At 67.5% G+C, this 14227-nt stretch carries 15 protein-coding genes; 9 read left to right on the plus strand and 6 right to left on the minus strand.

The window, feature by feature from the left end:
- Nucleotides 1–3 precede the first annotated feature (3 nt).
- Nucleotides 4–1029, minus strand: a complete 1026-nt coding sequence (locus AC1RRR_RS09045; protein ID WP_492812366.1) for a 2'-deoxycytidine 5'-triphosphate deaminase — start codon at nucleotides 1027–1029, stop codon at nucleotides 4–6.
- Nucleotides 1030–1211: 182 nt separating this feature from the next.
- On the opposite strand from AC1RRR_RS09045, the gene metZ reads away from it, so the two are divergent.
- The 5 genes from metZ (at nucleotide 1212) to AC1RRR_RS09070 (ending at nucleotide 5203) form a co-directional block, all read left to right on the plus strand.
- Nucleotides 1212–2396 (plus strand): O-succinylhomoserine sulfhydrylase, encoded by a 1185-nt coding sequence (metZ, locus tag AC1RRR_RS09050; RefSeq protein WP_492812368.1) that lies wholly within the window; start codon nucleotides 1212–1214, stop codon nucleotides 2394–2396.
- Nucleotides 2377–2841 carry a Co2+/Mg2+ efflux protein ApaG gene (apaG, locus tag AC1RRR_RS09055; RefSeq protein ID WP_492812370.1) on the plus strand — a complete coding sequence of 155 codons (465 nt, stop codon included), beginning with the start codon at nucleotides 2377–2379 and terminating at the stop codon, nucleotides 2839–2841. The genes metZ and apaG overlap by 20 nt, the downstream gene beginning before the upstream one ends.
- A gap of 219 nt (nucleotides 2842–3060) precedes the next feature.
- Nucleotides 3061–3396 (plus strand): helix-turn-helix domain-containing protein, encoded by a 336-nt coding sequence (locus AC1RRR_RS09060; protein WP_492812372.1) that lies wholly within the window; start codon nucleotides 3061–3063, stop codon nucleotides 3394–3396.
- Nucleotides 3397–3575: 179 nt separating this feature from the next.
- Nucleotides 3576–4226 (plus strand): hypothetical protein, encoded by a 651-nt coding sequence (locus AC1RRR_RS09065; RefSeq protein ID WP_492812373.1) that lies wholly within the window; start codon nucleotides 3576–3578, stop codon nucleotides 4224–4226.
- Nucleotides 4227–4354: 128 nt separating this feature from the next.
- Complete coding sequence (locus tag AC1RRR_RS09070; RefSeq protein WP_492812374.1) at nucleotides 4355–5203, plus strand: DUF4347 domain-containing protein; 849 nt, start codon at nucleotides 4355–4357, stop codon at nucleotides 5201–5203.
- Between the two features lie 45 nt (nucleotides 5204–5248).
- On the opposite strand, the gene AC1RRR_RS09075 is transcribed toward AC1RRR_RS09070, so the two are convergent.
- The 5 genes from AC1RRR_RS09075 to AC1RRR_RS09095 all read right to left on the minus strand — a co-directional run bounded on the left by AC1RRR_RS09075 (nucleotide 5249) and on the right by AC1RRR_RS09095 (nucleotide 10718).
- Nucleotides 5249–6166 carry an Hsp33 family molecular chaperone gene (locus AC1RRR_RS09075; RefSeq protein ID WP_492812376.1) on the minus strand — a complete coding sequence of 306 codons (918 nt, stop codon included), beginning with the start codon at nucleotides 6164–6166 and terminating at the stop codon, nucleotides 5249–5251.
- A gap of 45 nt (nucleotides 6167–6211) precedes the next feature.
- Entirely contained in the window at nucleotides 6212–7462 is a 1251-nt protein-coding gene (locus tag AC1RRR_RS09080; protein ID WP_492812377.1) for an SGNH/GDSL hydrolase family protein, read from the minus strand.
- Nucleotides 7463–7533: 71 nt separating this feature from the next.
- Nucleotides 7534–8469, minus strand: a complete 936-nt coding sequence (gene argF, locus AC1RRR_RS09085) for an ornithine carbamoyltransferase (RefSeq protein WP_492812378.1) — start codon at nucleotides 8467–8469, stop codon at nucleotides 7534–7536.
- A 68-nt stretch (nucleotides 8470–8537) separates the two neighbouring features.
- Nucleotides 8538–9752, minus strand: a complete 1215-nt coding sequence (locus AC1RRR_RS09090) for an aspartate aminotransferase family protein (protein WP_492812379.1) — start codon at nucleotides 9750–9752, stop codon at nucleotides 8538–8540.
- A gap of 144 nt (nucleotides 9753–9896) precedes the next feature.
- Nucleotides 9897–10718, minus strand: a complete 822-nt coding sequence (locus AC1RRR_RS09095; protein ID WP_492812381.1) for an ABC transporter permease — start codon at nucleotides 10716–10718, stop codon at nucleotides 9897–9899.
- A gap of 240 nt (nucleotides 10719–10958) precedes the next feature.
- Here AC1RRR_RS09095 and gcrA point away from each other — a divergent pair, with 240 nt between their 5' ends.
- The 4 genes from gcrA to AC1RRR_RS09115 all read left to right on the plus strand — a co-directional run bounded on the left by gcrA (nucleotide 10959) and on the right by AC1RRR_RS09115 (nucleotide 14179).
- On the plus strand, nucleotides 10959–11483 hold the full coding sequence (gcrA, locus tag AC1RRR_RS09100) for a cell cycle sigma 70 cofactor GcrA (RefSeq protein ID WP_492812383.1): 525 nt from the start codon (nucleotides 10959–10961) through the stop codon (nucleotides 11481–11483).
- A 93-nt stretch (nucleotides 11484–11576) separates the two neighbouring features.
- Nucleotides 11577–13103, plus strand: a complete 1527-nt coding sequence (gene xseA / locus AC1RRR_RS09105) for an exodeoxyribonuclease VII large subunit (RefSeq protein ID WP_492812385.1) — start codon at nucleotides 11577–11579, stop codon at nucleotides 13101–13103.
- Between the two features lie 27 nt (nucleotides 13104–13130).
- Nucleotides 13131–13343 carry a DUF2093 domain-containing protein gene (locus AC1RRR_RS09110; RefSeq protein ID WP_454717076.1) on the plus strand — a complete coding sequence of 71 codons (213 nt, stop codon included), beginning with the start codon at nucleotides 13131–13133 and terminating at the stop codon, nucleotides 13341–13343.
- Entirely contained in the window at nucleotides 13328–14179 is an 852-nt protein-coding gene (locus AC1RRR_RS09115; RefSeq protein WP_492812387.1) for a M23 family metallopeptidase, read from the plus strand. The genes AC1RRR_RS09110 and AC1RRR_RS09115 overlap by 16 nt, the downstream gene beginning before the upstream one ends.
- Nucleotides 14180–14227 lie beyond the last annotated feature (48 nt).

Consider the following 14227-nt stretch of genomic DNA (forward strand, 5'->3'; position numbering starts at 1 on the left):
CGATCAGCGCCAGGCCTTGAAATGCTTGGACAACTTCAGGCCCTGGCGCTGGTAGTGCGAGCCGCCTTCGCCATACAGCCGGGCCGGCCGCGAGGTCAGGGGTTCATAGACCAGCCGCGCGACGGTCTGGCCGTCCTCGAGCAGGAACGGCGTCTCGTGGCTGCGCACTTCCAGCACGCCCTTGGAGCCGACGGCGGCGGCCTCCTCCGTGCCGAAGCCCGGGTCGAAGAAGCCGGCATAGTGGACGCGGAACTCGCCGACCGACGGATCGATCGGGGTCATTTCGGCCGCTTCCATCACCGGGATCTCGATGTCGTCCTTGGAGGCCAGGATGTAGAACTCGCCCGGATCCAGCAGCAGCTCGCCGTGGCGAGCCTCCAGCGGCTCCCAGTAGTCGCGCGGGTCGTGGCCGTCCTCGTGGTCCAGGTCGACGACGCCGGCGTGGCGACGGCCGCGGAAGCCGACGATGCCCGTGTCGGACGTCAGGTCGACGCCGACGCTGCGGGTGGCCAGCTTGGCCGGCTCGCCGCGCTTGAGGCGCAGCTGGTTCAGGCGCGTGCCGGCCCGGACCAGCACCGAGAAGGTCTGCGGCGCAATCTCGATATAGAGCGGCCCGGTATAGCCGGCGTCGACATCGTCGAAGGCGCGGCTATGATCGGTCAGCAGGCGGACGAACACATCCACCCGGCCCGTCGAGCTCTTGGGGTTGCCGCGCGCGGACACCGTCATCGGCAGGGCCAGGCGCTCCTGGATCTCGGCGATGTAGACGCAGCCCTTCTCCAGCACCGCGCCCTTGGTCAAATCGAGCTCGTGCATGGCCACGTCTTTCAGGCGGTCAGGCACCTTGCGATGCAGGCCCGGCAGGAACGAGGCGCGGACCCGCCAGGCGCGCGCGCCCAGGCGCAGGTCCAGGCTGGCGGGCTGCACCTGATCGACGTCGAACGGCGTGGCCGAGGTGATCGCCTCTTCAGCGATCAGGTTTTCGATATTTTGGCAGGGCAGAATCCCTGCGGCATGGGCGTCGGTCATCGGCGCGACACTCGCCAAACCTCGCCCCAAAGGCAAGGTAAGACAGGCGCAAGCTCGCCCGTGACAATGTGTTTTTCGCCCGTGACAATTCTCCGGTCGCGGATGGGGCGTTGGCGCTTGACCAAGACCCCCTCGCCGCTCCTTATGCCGGCGGTTTTTACGCGTGAGATGAGGCAAGGCCCGTGGCCGAGGATCCAAAAGACTGGGACGTCGCGACGAAGCTCATTCGTGGGGGCATTGCGCGTTCGCAGTTCATGGAAACCGCCGAGGCGCTCTATCTGACGCAGGGCTTTACCTATGACAGCGCCGAGGGCGCCGACCGCCGGTTCGCCGGCGAAGACCCCGGCTTCGTCTATTCGCGGTTCAACAATCCGACCGTGAAGATGTTCGAGGACCGCCTGGCCCTGCTGGAAGGCGCCGAAGTCTGCCGCGCCCAGGCGACCGGCATGGCCTCGATCCATTCAGCCCTGATGGGCCTGGTCCGCGCCGGCGACCACGTGGTGGCCGGCCGCGCGCTGTTCGGCTCGTGCCGCTGGATCGTGTCGGAGTGGTTGCCGCGCTTCGGCGTCGAGACCACCTTCGTCGACGCCACCGACATTCGTGAATGGGAAGCGGCGATCCGTCCCAACACCAAGGCGGTGTTGATCGAGACGCCCTCGAACCCGGTGCTGGAAATCACCGACATCCGCGCGGTGTCGGAACTGGCCCACGCGGTCGGCGCCAAGGTCATCGTCGACAACGTCTTCGCCACCCCGATCTTCCAGAAGCCGCTGGAGCTGGGCGCCGACGTGGTCGTCTACTCGGCTACCAAGCACATCGACGGCCAGGGCCGCGTGCTGGGCGGGGCCATCCTGACCAGCGAGGCGATCAACGAGGAATTCTACCGCGACAGCCTGCGCCACACCGGCCCGTCGCTGTCGCCGTTCAACGCCTGGGTCATGGTCAAGGGCTTGGAGACGCTGGACCTGCGCGTGCGCCGCCAGACCGACAGCGCTTTTACCCTGGCCAACACCATGGCCGAGCACAAGAAGGTGCAGAAGGTCCTCTACCCCTTCCGCCACGACCATCCGGGCCACAACGTCGCCAAGTCGCAGATGACCGGCGGCGGCACCGTGATCGCCCTGGACCTGGGCTCGCGCGAAGCGGCCTTCAAATTCCTGAACGCCCTGGAGATCGTCGACATCTCCAACAACCTGGGCGACGCGAAATCCATGGCGACCCATCCGCCGACCACCACGCACCGCTCGGTGCCCGAGGAGCAACGTCCGTCGCTGGGCGTTACCGAAGGCGGCGTGCGCCTGTCGGTGGGCCTGGAAGGCGTCGAAGACCTCAAGCGGGATGTGATCCGTGCGCTCGATCAGGCGTGAAACCTCTCCCCCGATGCAGCGCATGCGTCGGCGTCGCGGCCAGGACGGCGCGGCCTATGAAGCGCGCACGCGCGACATCGTCGTGCGTGTCTTCCCGATCTACGCGGCCGAGGAATCCTCGCCCGAGCAGGGCCTGTATCTGTGGTCCTACACGGTCGAGATCGAGAACCATGGCCAGGAGACCGTGACCCTGGTCTCGCGCCGCTGGACGATCATCGACGCCTTCAACCGCGTGAACGACGTCGAGGGCTCGGGCGTGGTCGGCGAGCAGCCGGAGCTGAAGCCCCGCGAGGCCTTCCGCTACGTCTCCAACTGCCCCCTGCCCACGCCTTCGGGCGCGATGAAGGGCAGCTACGCCATGGTCACCGACGAGGGCGAACTGTTCGACGTCGAGATCCCGGAATTCTCGCTGCACCTGCCCGGCGCGGCGGCGAAGCTGAACTAGGCGCGGCGCTCTAAGCATACAGCTGACGCCGCCGTCCCGAACCGTCCGTAACCCAACTTTCCCGCAGAGAAATTCGCGCATTCCGCGATTCCGCGAGCGCGCCTTGAAATACAACCATAAGACAAACACATAACAAATACCGACTACGGTTGTTTCGAGACTTTCTCTTCGGGGGTGGGCGCGGCTCAGTAAGGCCTCGCCCTTTCAGTGGGCCGAGTGATGGAGTCCAGGGGGGATCGGCTTAGCCACGCCATCAAGGGTCGCGGCGTCTCAAAGATGATGGCCCTGGCGCTGGATCTCGACGTGCACGAAAGCGCCATCAGCCGGTGGCGCAAGGGCGGACCCATGTCGCTGGAGAATGCCGCGCGCATATCCGAGGTGCTGGACATCTCCCTGGACTGGCTGGTGCTGGGCCGCGGCGAGATGGACGCCCACACGGCCGAAAGCCTGGCCGTCGAGGAATTCGAGCTCGTCCAGATCGTCCGCAAGCTGCGGCGCACGGCCCTCGTTCACCTGCTGGCCCTGCTGGACGACATGACCCAGCCGCCGACTTGAACTCAGTGCAAGTTTAGCGCCCCGCGTTTGAACACCACGCAAGTCGCTCGATCTATTTTCCAAGATCGACTTGGAACAGAATTAATCATCGAAGAGATCGCCAATACCAAAGACAAAAAAGATGGTCAGGCGAAAAACGTCTCTCGATTTATCGACCAATACAAACCGGAGATCAAACAATGGCCATCTACACCATTCAAGTCTGGAACCAATCCAAGTTCCCCAAGAGCTACGTCGCCTTCATGCAGAGCCCGGTCGTCACGGGCCGCGGCGGCGATCCGGACATCTACGCCAACGCCTGGGCCACCTTCCCCAGCCTGCTGAACGGCGGCTTCGACTCCATCACCTACGAAGACGTCACCTACGCCTACTGGGGCACCGCCCCGCGTGAACTGGCGCCGAACACCTCGGTCGTCTGGGGCGGCGTGGCGCAGGTCAACACGGCCACCCGCGACACCATCGCCTTCGACGGTTCGGACTCCCTGGGCTTCGAGGCGGTGCAGAAGGGCGGCGCCATGACCGGCTCGTACCAGATCACCGCCACCACGGACTTCACCGCCGACAACAACTATGTCTTCGGCCTGGCCCGTCCGGGCAAGACGCCGCTGCCGACCCCGGTCGCGACGTTCCTGGCCCAACCGAACGACACGTTCAACATCACGCCCGTCGAGAAGTTCTACGTGGCCGACGGCGTCTACACGCCCGGCGCCGTGATCGACGTGTCGATGACCTCCAGCGACTACGCGGAGATCGATTTCACCGGCAAGCCGCAAACCACCGCGACGGTTATCCAAGCCGCCGACGGCAGCTTCTCGGTCGTCTACAGCTAAGGCCGCCGCGCGCGGTGTGACCCCACCACACGCCGCCGCGCCCGCCCTGGGGGCGGGCGGACCGCCTTCCGCCGAGGCCGGTCCGCCCTGCCTTCCCACCCTCAATTCAATTTCTTTTGGAGGTCATCATGCCCGCCATGAATGCCCCACTGCCGGCCTGCGTCACGATCGACGCCAGCCCCGATCCCGTTCTTGAGGAAATCAGGGACAACAACCCCGACGCCCAGGAGAACGCCGGCACCCAATCCGCCGTCGCCAATCTCCTGTTCTGTGGCGGCCCGCTGACCAGCATCGTCGGCCATGGCGCCGAAGGAGACATCGACACCTACAAGGCGACCGGTGAGTGCATCACCCGCTACAATCAGGCCGCATGGGGGCCCGAACTCGCGCACCTGAACGGCCACGCCACGTCCCTGATCCTCTATGGCTGCTGCGTCGGCGGCGGCGTAAACGGCGCGGCCTTGCTGCTGGCGATCGCCACCACGATCAACGCGCCGGTCTCGGCGCCGACCGGCATGCTCTATCTGGACGGTCACGGGAACTTTACGCTGCAGGCTGGCGCCGTGTGGAATACGGTTCAGCCCCCGCCCCCAGCCGCCGCCGCAGCAGCGCCCGCCCAACCGCCAGCCCCGCCGCCCGCGCCTCCGCAGCTCCCGCCATCAACGATGTCGCTTCCCAACACCTTCGTCGACACGACCTACACGCCGGCTCTGGGCCGCGACCAGAACTCGACGATCTCGCGGGCCATCGCCACCGAGGTGAACTGGAAGACGCCGTTCACGCCGCCGGGCGCTCCCCTGGCCAAGACGACCGGTAAGCTGAGGGTGGTTCTCAAGCCGCCTGGTGCGGCTGGCCTGCTGACCAAGACCTATCTCGTCCTGGCCGACCGGCTGCTGCAGGATGAGACGCAGCCGGAAATCTATTACGAGACGACCTCGAAATTCTACGATCTCGTCGTCTCGTTGAGGCAGAAATAGACGGCGCGCCGGCTGCCTGATCGGGCAGCCGGCGCTTCTTCTACGTCAGGCCGAAGCGGCCGCCGGTGGGTCCAGCTTGTACACCCGCGAGCAGTACTCGCAGGTCACGTGGATTTTGCCGTCGGGCTCGACCATGTCGGCCACTTCCTCGGCCGAGAACGAGTCCATCACCACGCCGATCCGCTCGTCCGAGCAGCGGCAGAAGGCGCGCAGCGGCTTTTCCTCCAGCAGGCGTACGCCGTCTTCGTTGAACAGTCGCCACAGCAGGGTCGGCGTCGTCACGGTCGGATCGATCAGCTCGTCCTCGCCGGTGGTCTCGAACAGGGCCTGCACGTGGGTCCAGGCGTCCTGGGTGTCGCCCCGGGCCTGATCGCCCGCGATGACCTGGATCAGGATGCCGCCGGCGCGCCACTTGGGACCCTCGCCCGTATCGACCTGGCCGACAGCCAGGCGCACGCGGGTTGGGGTCTGCTCCGACTGGGCGAAGTACTGCTCAGCGCACAAGGCCAGAGTCTCGCCTTCGATCGGCGTGACGCCCTGATAGCGGTCCATGTCAGCGCCCTGGTCCAGGGTCATGATGAACACGCCGCCGCCCAGCAGGGTCTTGGCGCCCGGACGCGTGAAGCCTTCCGAAGCCTTGGCCACCTCTTCCGGGTCGAACCGGCAATAGCCGCGCAGGCCGCCGCTGGTGTCGTAGTCGACCACGACATAGCGCACCGGGCCGTCGCCCTGGGCCTGGACGATCAGGCGACCTTCGAACTTCAGGCTCGAGCCGACCAGGGCCGCCAGCGCGCAGGCCTCGCCCAGCAGGTTGGCGACCGCCTCGGGATAGTCGTGACGGGTCAGCACCTCGTCCACGGCGGCGCCGAGACGGACCATGCGGCCGCGCACGGGCAGGCCTTCGATCTGGAACGCGGAAACGACGTCGTCGAGGACGCCGGGATTGGGAGCGATGTCGGTCATGGGGAGGCTAGATAGGGCCTCTTTTCAAAAAAGCGAGAGGAACCGCTATTTGACGCCGAACAGCCGCAGATCCACCGCCGCCGCCATGACCTTGTAGCCGGCGTCGCCGGGGTGCAGCCAGTCGCCGCTCTGATAGGCAGCGACCATCGTGTCGGGCTTGGCTGGATCCCGCACGGCGGCGTCGAAGTCGATCACCCCGTCGAACGCGCCGGAGGTGCGGATCCAGGCGTTGACCGCCTGGCGGACGGCCTCGGTCTGGGGCGAGAAGCTGCGATAGCCGCCCTGCGGCGTCAGGGTCGCGCCATAGATCCTCAGGCCCTGGGCGTGGGCGCGCAGGATGATCTGCTTGTAGGCCCCGATCAGGTCGTCCGCGTTGGCCCGCTCGCCATACTGCGGATTGAAGGCGCGGTTGATGTCGTTGATGCCCTCCATCAGCACCACGTCGGTCGCGCCGGGCACCGAAAGGACGTCGCGGTCGAAGCGCGCCAGGGCGCTGGGGCCTGAACGCTCGCGCAGCACGCGGTTGCCGCTGATGCCGACATTGACCACCGCCGCGCGGCCGGCCAGGCGCACGGCCAGTTGGTCGGGCCAGGACTGGTAGGCGCCCGGCGTCGAGCCCGCGCCCTCGGTGATGGAGTCGCCTAGGGTGACGATCACCCGGCGCGGCTGGACGGAGGCGACCTCGACCCCGCTGACGATCGCCCCCAGGCGCAGCGGCTTTTCGCCGAAACGCGTGGCGGTCGTGAAGTCGCCCTTGTCCGACAGCGTCTGCCTCAGGCTGTGGCTTGGGAGCTTGGTCTCCTCGGGCAGGTACAGGCTGACGGCCAACTCCTGCAGCGCCGCCACCGGCAGGTCGACGGGGTCGCTATAGAGCGGCGCGCCCGCATAGATGATCGCCTGGGCCTGGCCGCCGAAGGTCAGGGCCTTGCCCTCCCCCGCCGAGCCGTCGGCCTTGGCTAGCGCGACCACCGCCTTGCCGATGACGATGGGCGCGGTCCCGAACTCGTTGGAGAGCCGCACTCGCACCTTGGTCCCGGCTGCCGAGACCCGAACCAGTTGGCGGAGGGTGACGTCGGCGACGGTCGAAGGCCCTGAAGCCAGAGGCGGCGGGGTCTGTTGCGTGGCCGGCGGCGCGGGGGCCGGAGCCGGCGCGGGATTGGGCGCGGAAGCCGGCGGCGGCGCGTTCGGCGAGACGGGCGCGAAGCCCCAGGCGCCCAGCCAGCGGTCGGCGGCCAGGGCCTGGCTCGCCACGAGGCAGGCCGCCACACAGACGGCAGTGAAATGACGAGCCTTCATGGGTCCCCTCCGACTTATTGTTGGAAGGGACCCTAGCCGAGGCGCGCCAAGCGGCACCCCACTTTTTAGTCTTAGCCGATGGCCCCGAACGCCCAGGCCAACACGGACTTCTGGGCGTGGATGCGGTTCTCGGCCTCGTCCCAGACCAGCGAGCGCGGACCGTCCAAGACGGCGTCGGTGACTTCCTCGCCCCGGTGCGCCGGCAGGCAGTGCAGGAAGACGCCGTTGCCGGCCGCCAGATCCATCAGCCTGTCGTCGACCTGGTAGGGCTCCAACGCGGCCAGGCGCTCGTCATGGTCGGTGTCGCCCATCGAGACCCAGGTGTCGGCCACGACGACGTCGGCGCCCTTCACGGCTTCCTTGGCGTCCGTGCCCATGCTGACGCGGCCTTGCAGGCCCTCGGCGCGGGCCAGGTCGTGCAGGTCGGCGTGATAGACCGCCGGGCAAGCGATCTTCAGCTCGAAGCCCAGCAGCGGGGCGGCGTGGATGAAGCTGGAGCAGACATTGTTGCCGTCGCCGACCCAGGCGATCGTCTTGCCGGCGATCGGGCCGCGATGCTCCTCGATGGTGAGGATGTCGGCCATGATCTGGCAGGGGTGGCTCTTGTCGGTCAGGCCGTTGATCACCGGCACGGTCGACACCTGGGCGAAGCGTTCGACGTCGGCGTGGCTGTTGGCGCGGATCATCACCGCGTCGACCATGCGCGACAGCACCTTGGCGGTGTCCTCGATGGTCTCGCCCCGGCCCAGCTGCATGTCGTTGGACGTCGAGATGATCGCGCTGCCGCCCAGCTGGCGCATGGCCGCGTCGAACGAGAAGCGGGTGCGGGTCGAGTTCTTCTGGAAGATCATCGACAGCACGCGGTCCTTGGCCGGCGCGTCGGCGTCGACCTTGCCCTGCGGCCAGCCCTTGCGAGCGGTCTTGCGGGCGTGAGCGTCGTCCAGCATCAGGCGCAGGGTCGCGCCGTCCAGCTTCCACAGGTCGATGAAGTGCCGGGGGGTGGTCATCTTGGCCATATCCCTAACGGTTCCGCCCGCCCCGGTATCCGGAGCGGGCGGCTAGTGCTTGTTGTCGTTTAAGCCGAGGCCTTGGCGCGCGCGGTCTCGCAGGCCTTTTCCAGCTTGGCGATCGCCTCGCTGGCTTCCTCGACGGTCAGGTTCAGCGGCGGCAGCAGGCGCACGCAGTTGTCGCCGCCGCCGGCGATCAGCAGCTTCTCGTCGCGGGCCATGACCATGAACTCGCGGTTGTTCGGCACGACCTTGATGCCGATCAGCATGCCCTTGCCGCGGATGTCGACGATGACGTCCGGGAAGCGATCCTTCAGGCCGTTCAGCTGCTGGGTGAAGTAGCCGGCGACGGTCTTGACGTTGTCCAGCAGCGCTTCGCTGTTGATCGCGTCGAAGGCCGCGTTGCCGACCGCCATGGCCAGCGGGTTGCCGCCGTAGGTCGAGCCGTGGGTGCCGGGGGTCATGCCCTTGGCGCCCTCGTTCGTGGCCAGGCAGGCGCCGACCGGGAAGCCGCCGCCCAAGGCTTTCGCCACGCACATGATGTCCGGCTCGCTGCCCGGCGCCCATTCGTGGGCGAACAGCTTGCCGGTCCGGCCCATGCCGCTCTGCACTTCGTCGTAGATCAGCAGGACGCCGGCGTCGCGGGTGATCTGGCGCAGCTCCAAGAGCTGGGCTTCGGTCAGCGCGCGGGCGCCGCCCTCACCCTGCACGGGCTCGATGATCACGCCGGCCGTGGTCGGGCCGATCGCCGCCTTCAGGGCGTCGAAGTCACCGAACGGCAGCTGGACGAAGCCCGGCAGGCGCGGGCCGAAGCCGTCGAGGTAGCCGGCATTGCCCGAGGCGTTCACCGCCGCGTACGAGCGGCCGTGGAACGAGCCGTCGAAGCCGATGATGTCGATCCGCTCGGACTGGCCGTTGATCACGTGATAGCGGCGGGCGGCTTTCAGGGCGCACTCGATCGCCTCGGTGCCCGAGTTGGTGAAGAACACCACGTCGGCGAAGGTGGCTGCGCACAGCTTGTCGGCCAGCACTTCCTGCTCGGGGATCGTGTAGATGTTGGAGACGTGCCAGAGCTTCTCGCCCTGGGTCTTCAGCGCGTCCACGAGGACCGGGTGGGCGTGGCCCAGGCCACAGGTGGCGATGCCCGCCACGCAGTCCAGGTACTCTTCGCCCGTGGTCGAGAACAGGCGCGCGCCTCGGCCTCGCTCAAACGCCAGCGGGGCGCGGTTGTAGACGCCCATGATGTGGTGTTGTGCGGGGTTGGACGACGTCGCGGTGCTCAAGACCGGCCCTCCTAAAAGGAAAGAAGCCCCCGCACTGCAAGTGCGGGGACCGGAAGGCCGCAGGTTGTCGCCGTGGAACGAGGTCGTGTCAATCAAGGGACTGTGAAACGCCCTGATAAACCGGCGAAAATCTCAGCTCTTCAATCAGCTCTTTAGGCGGTAACCGGTAACAAACAGCCGCCAGCACCACAGGAACATCCCCACGGTCAGCAGACCGGTGGCGACGACGCCGATCAGGATCGAGCCGTCGGCATGGCCGATGAAGCCGTAGCGGAAACCGTCGATCAGATAGAAGAACGGGTTGAAGTGGCTGGCCGTGCGGAACGGCTCGGGCAGCTTGTCGACCAGGTAGAACGTGCCCGACAGGAAGGTCATGGGCATGATCAAGAAGTTGGTGACGGCGGCCAGTTGGTCGAACTTCTCGGCCCACAGGCCGGCCAGCACCCCGGCCAGGCCCAGGATCAGCGAGGCCGCGACGCCGAAATAGAGAACGGCCCACAGGTGGGCGACCGACAGGCCCGCGCCCGGCAGCACGCCGATGACGATGGCCGTGACCGCGCCGACCACGATGCCGCGCGTCGCCGCGCCCAGGGCAAAGCCCAGGATCTGCTCCAGCGCCGACAGCGGTGGCGTCAGGAAGTCGGGCGTCAGGCCCATCATCTTGGCCTGGATCAGCGATGAAGACGAGTTGGCGAAGGCGTTGTTCAGGATCGCCATCATGATCAGGCCGGGAGCCACGAAATGGCCGAAGGTCACCCCGCCCACGGCCGGCCGGCTGGAGCCCACGGCGACCACGAAGACCAGCATGTAGAGCAGCGTCGTGACCACCGGCGCGGCCACCGTCTGAGTCCCGACCTTCCAGAACCGGCGGATTTCACGCTGATACAGGGTGACGAACCCGGACCAGTTCCAGCCGTGGTAGTCGCGCGGCTGCGGCGGAATGACGCTGTTCGTCATGTCTCTCATAGGCTCAACCCGTTGTGTTGCTTGGCCATGTGCGCCCTGAGGGGCCATTCCGCAAGCTTGGGCTTGCCTGAATCAACATCTTGTTTCTGTGGACAGAGTCGTTGGCGCCTATTGTGCGCTTTAACACATTCTTTACGATATCTAGTAGGACGACCGCCGGCGGGGCGGTCCGATCACCACATGTAGGGGCGATGGGCGTGGGGACGCTCGTCTCTCCTAGGTAAACGGCGGAGACGGGTTATGAGCTGGACCGACGAACGAGTCTCGACCTTGAAGAAGCTTTGGCTGGACGGCCTGTCGGCCAGCCAGATCGCCAAACAGCTGGGCGGCGTCACGCGCAACGCCGTCATCGGCAAGGTGCACCGCCTGGGCCTTTCGGGCCGCGCGGCCCCCTCGCAACCGGCGCGTCCGGCCTTCAAGGCTCCGCGCCCGGCGCGTCCGGCCGCCCAGGCCATGCCCTCGGCCCCGCGTCGCGTGACGCCGGTCGAGGCTCCGACCTCGTCGGTTCCGGTGGCCTCGGCCCCGCCGTCGCTGCCGGCCTTCCGGCATGAAGAGCCGGGCTCGGCCACCGTGCTGACCCTGGGCGCGCACATGTGCAAGTGGCCGATCGGCGACCCGTCGTCGGAAGGCTTCACCTTCTGCGGCCGCCGCTCGTCGGAAGGCCCCTACTGCGTCGAACACGCCCGCGTGGCGTACCAGCCGCAGCAGACCAAGAAGAAGGGCGGCGCCACCGAGCTCGCCCGTTCGCTTCGCCGCTACATCTAAGAAGAACAAAAGTCTCTCAGGCGGCGGATCCCGGATGGCCCAAAAGGCCGTCCGGGATTTTCCATTTTGGGGGATCGCTCTAAGTAGGGGCGCATGACGGACCTCGCGCCGAACGATTCCAACGCGCCGCCCTATTCGGTTTCCGAGCTGGCCTTCGCCCTGAAGCGCACGCTGGAGGACCGCTATGGCTTCGTGCGGCTGCGCGGTGAGCTGTCCAAGGTCACCCATCACTCCAACGGCCACGTCTATCTGACCATCAAGGACGACAAGTCCGCGATCGACGGCGTCGTCTGGAAGGGCAATGTCCGAGGCCTGGGCGTGCGGCCCGAGCACGGGCTCGAAGTCATCGTCACCGGCAAGATCACCACCTATCCGGCCGGCTCGCGCTACCAGATCGTCATCGACAGCATGGAGGCCGCCGGCGTCGGGGCCCTGCTCGCGCAACTCGAGCGCCTGAAGGCCAAGCTGGCGAGCGAAGGCCTGTTCGCGCCCGAGCGCAAGAAGCCCCTGCCCTCGATGCCGGCAGTGGTCGGCGTCATCACCAGCCCGACGGGCGCGGTGATCCGCGACATCCTGCACCGCATCCGCGACCGCTGGCCCTGCCAGGTGCTGGTCTGGCCGTGCGTGGTGCAAGGCGACGCCGCCGCCGGCCAGGTCAGCGCGGCGATCCGCGGCTTCAACGCCATCGAACCCGGTGGCCCCGTGCCGCGCCCCGACATCCTGATCGTCGCCCGTGGCGGCGGTTCGGTCGAGGACCTGTGGGCCTTCAACGACGAGGGCCTGGCCCGCACCGTGGCCGAGGGGACGATCCCGCTGATCTCGGCCGTCGGCCACGAGACCGACACCACCCTGATCGACTTCGTCTCAGACCGTCGCGCCCCGACGCCCACGGCCGCCGCCGAGATGGCGACGCCGGTGCTGGCCGAGCTGCGCGCCCTGATCTCGGACTTCGACCGCCGCCTGGCCCGCTCGGGCGCGCGACTGATCGAGGACCGCCGCACCCGCCTGGTCAGCGCCGCCCGGGGCCTGCCCCGTCCGGATGACATTCTGGCTTTGGCCCAGCAGCGGTTCGACATCGCCTCCGGACGCCTGGACGCGGCCCTGCACCGCAACACCACCGTCCACGCCCAGGAACTGCTGAAGGTCACCGCGCGCCTGACGCCGGACGCTCTGCGCCGCCAGCATGCGACCAAGGCCGACCGCGTTGCCGATCTGGGCCGCCGCCTGGACCTGGCCGCCCGCCGCGTCCCCGATCGCGCCGCCCAGCACGCCCGCCTGCCCGCCCTGTGGCAGCGCCTGAACGCGGCCGGCGACCGCCGCCTGCGACGCGACGCCGACCGCCTGGCCAACCTGGAAAAGCTGCGCCAGTCGCTGAACCCCGAGCGTCCGCTGGAGCTGGGCTTTGCTTTGGTCCGCAAGGGCGACGGGACCCTGGCTCGCTCGGCGGCCGACCTGATCTCCGGCGAGCGCGTGAACCTGAAGTTCAAGAGCGGCGACCGTGACGCGGTGATCGACGGCGAAGGCGGCTTCGTTCCGCCGCCGGCGCCCACAGCAGCGCCCCCCCCCAAGCCCCGTCCCAAGCCGGCCACGCCACCGGCCGGTCAGGGCGATCTGTTCTGAGACGCCGGTTTGGCGTAAAGTGAGCCTATGAACGCTTTCGATCGTGATCTCGGTAAGGACGGCCTGGCCGTCCTGCACTATGGCGACGGCGAGTACGCCGTGCTCAGCCCCGGCCGCTTCGTGCTGTGCGCCATCACCAACAAGCAGATCCCGCTGGAAGCCCTGCGCTACTGGAGCCCCGAGCACCAGGAAGCCTATGCCGGCCCGACCGAAGCGCTGAAGCGTTGGCAAGGGGCCTGAGCCGCCGCGCGGTCCTCGCCGCGCTCCCGCTCTCCGCATCTCTGACGTCCATCGCGCGCGCCGCCGCGCCGGGCCTCACCCTGTGGGGCAAGTTCGTCCAGGGCGGCTATGCCGTCGGTCGCACCACGCCGCGCGCACTGATCGACGTCGACGGTCTGGTGCAGACCACCGCTTCGGCGAACGGCTGGTTCGTGATCGGCTTCGACCGCGACGCTCTGCCGGCCAGCAAGCTGACGGTGACCACGCCCGACGGCTCAGCCGTCGACGAGCGCACGATCGCGCCGGGCGACTTCGACATCCAGCGCATCGACGGCCTGCCGCCCGAGCAGGTCACCCCGACCGATCCCGCCCTTTTGGAGCGGATCACCGCCGAGAACGTCCGCAAGATCGCCGGCTTCGCCAGCCAGGCCGACCTAGAGGGGTTTCGCGACGGATTCATACTACCGGTTGTAGGCGCTCGCCGCTCGGCCCGCTTCGGCGGCCAGCGGATCCTCAATGGCGAGCCCAAGCGTCCCCATTATGGGGTTGACCTGGCCACCCCGGTGGGCACGCCGGTGCGCGCTCCGGCGGGCGGCGTGATCGCCTTCGCCGAGACCGGATTGCATTATGAAGGCGGTCTCGTTCTGGTCGATCACGGCCAAGGTCTGGTGACCGCCTATCTGCACCTATCGAAAATCCTCGTTCCCACGGGCACTTACGTCAAACAGGGCCAGCTGATCGCCGAGACCGGCAAGGAAGGCCGCGCGACCGGCCCTCACCTGTGTTGGCGCATGAAATGGCGCGGCCGCAACCTGGATCCGTCCATGCTGGTCGGCGCGGGACCTTTCCAAGCTTAAGTTTCCCCCCTGGCGCGAGTTAAAATCATTCGCTAGCTATGCCGCCGA

The sequence above is a fragment of the Caulobacter sp. GW821-FHT12D05 genome (assembly GCF_058807295.1).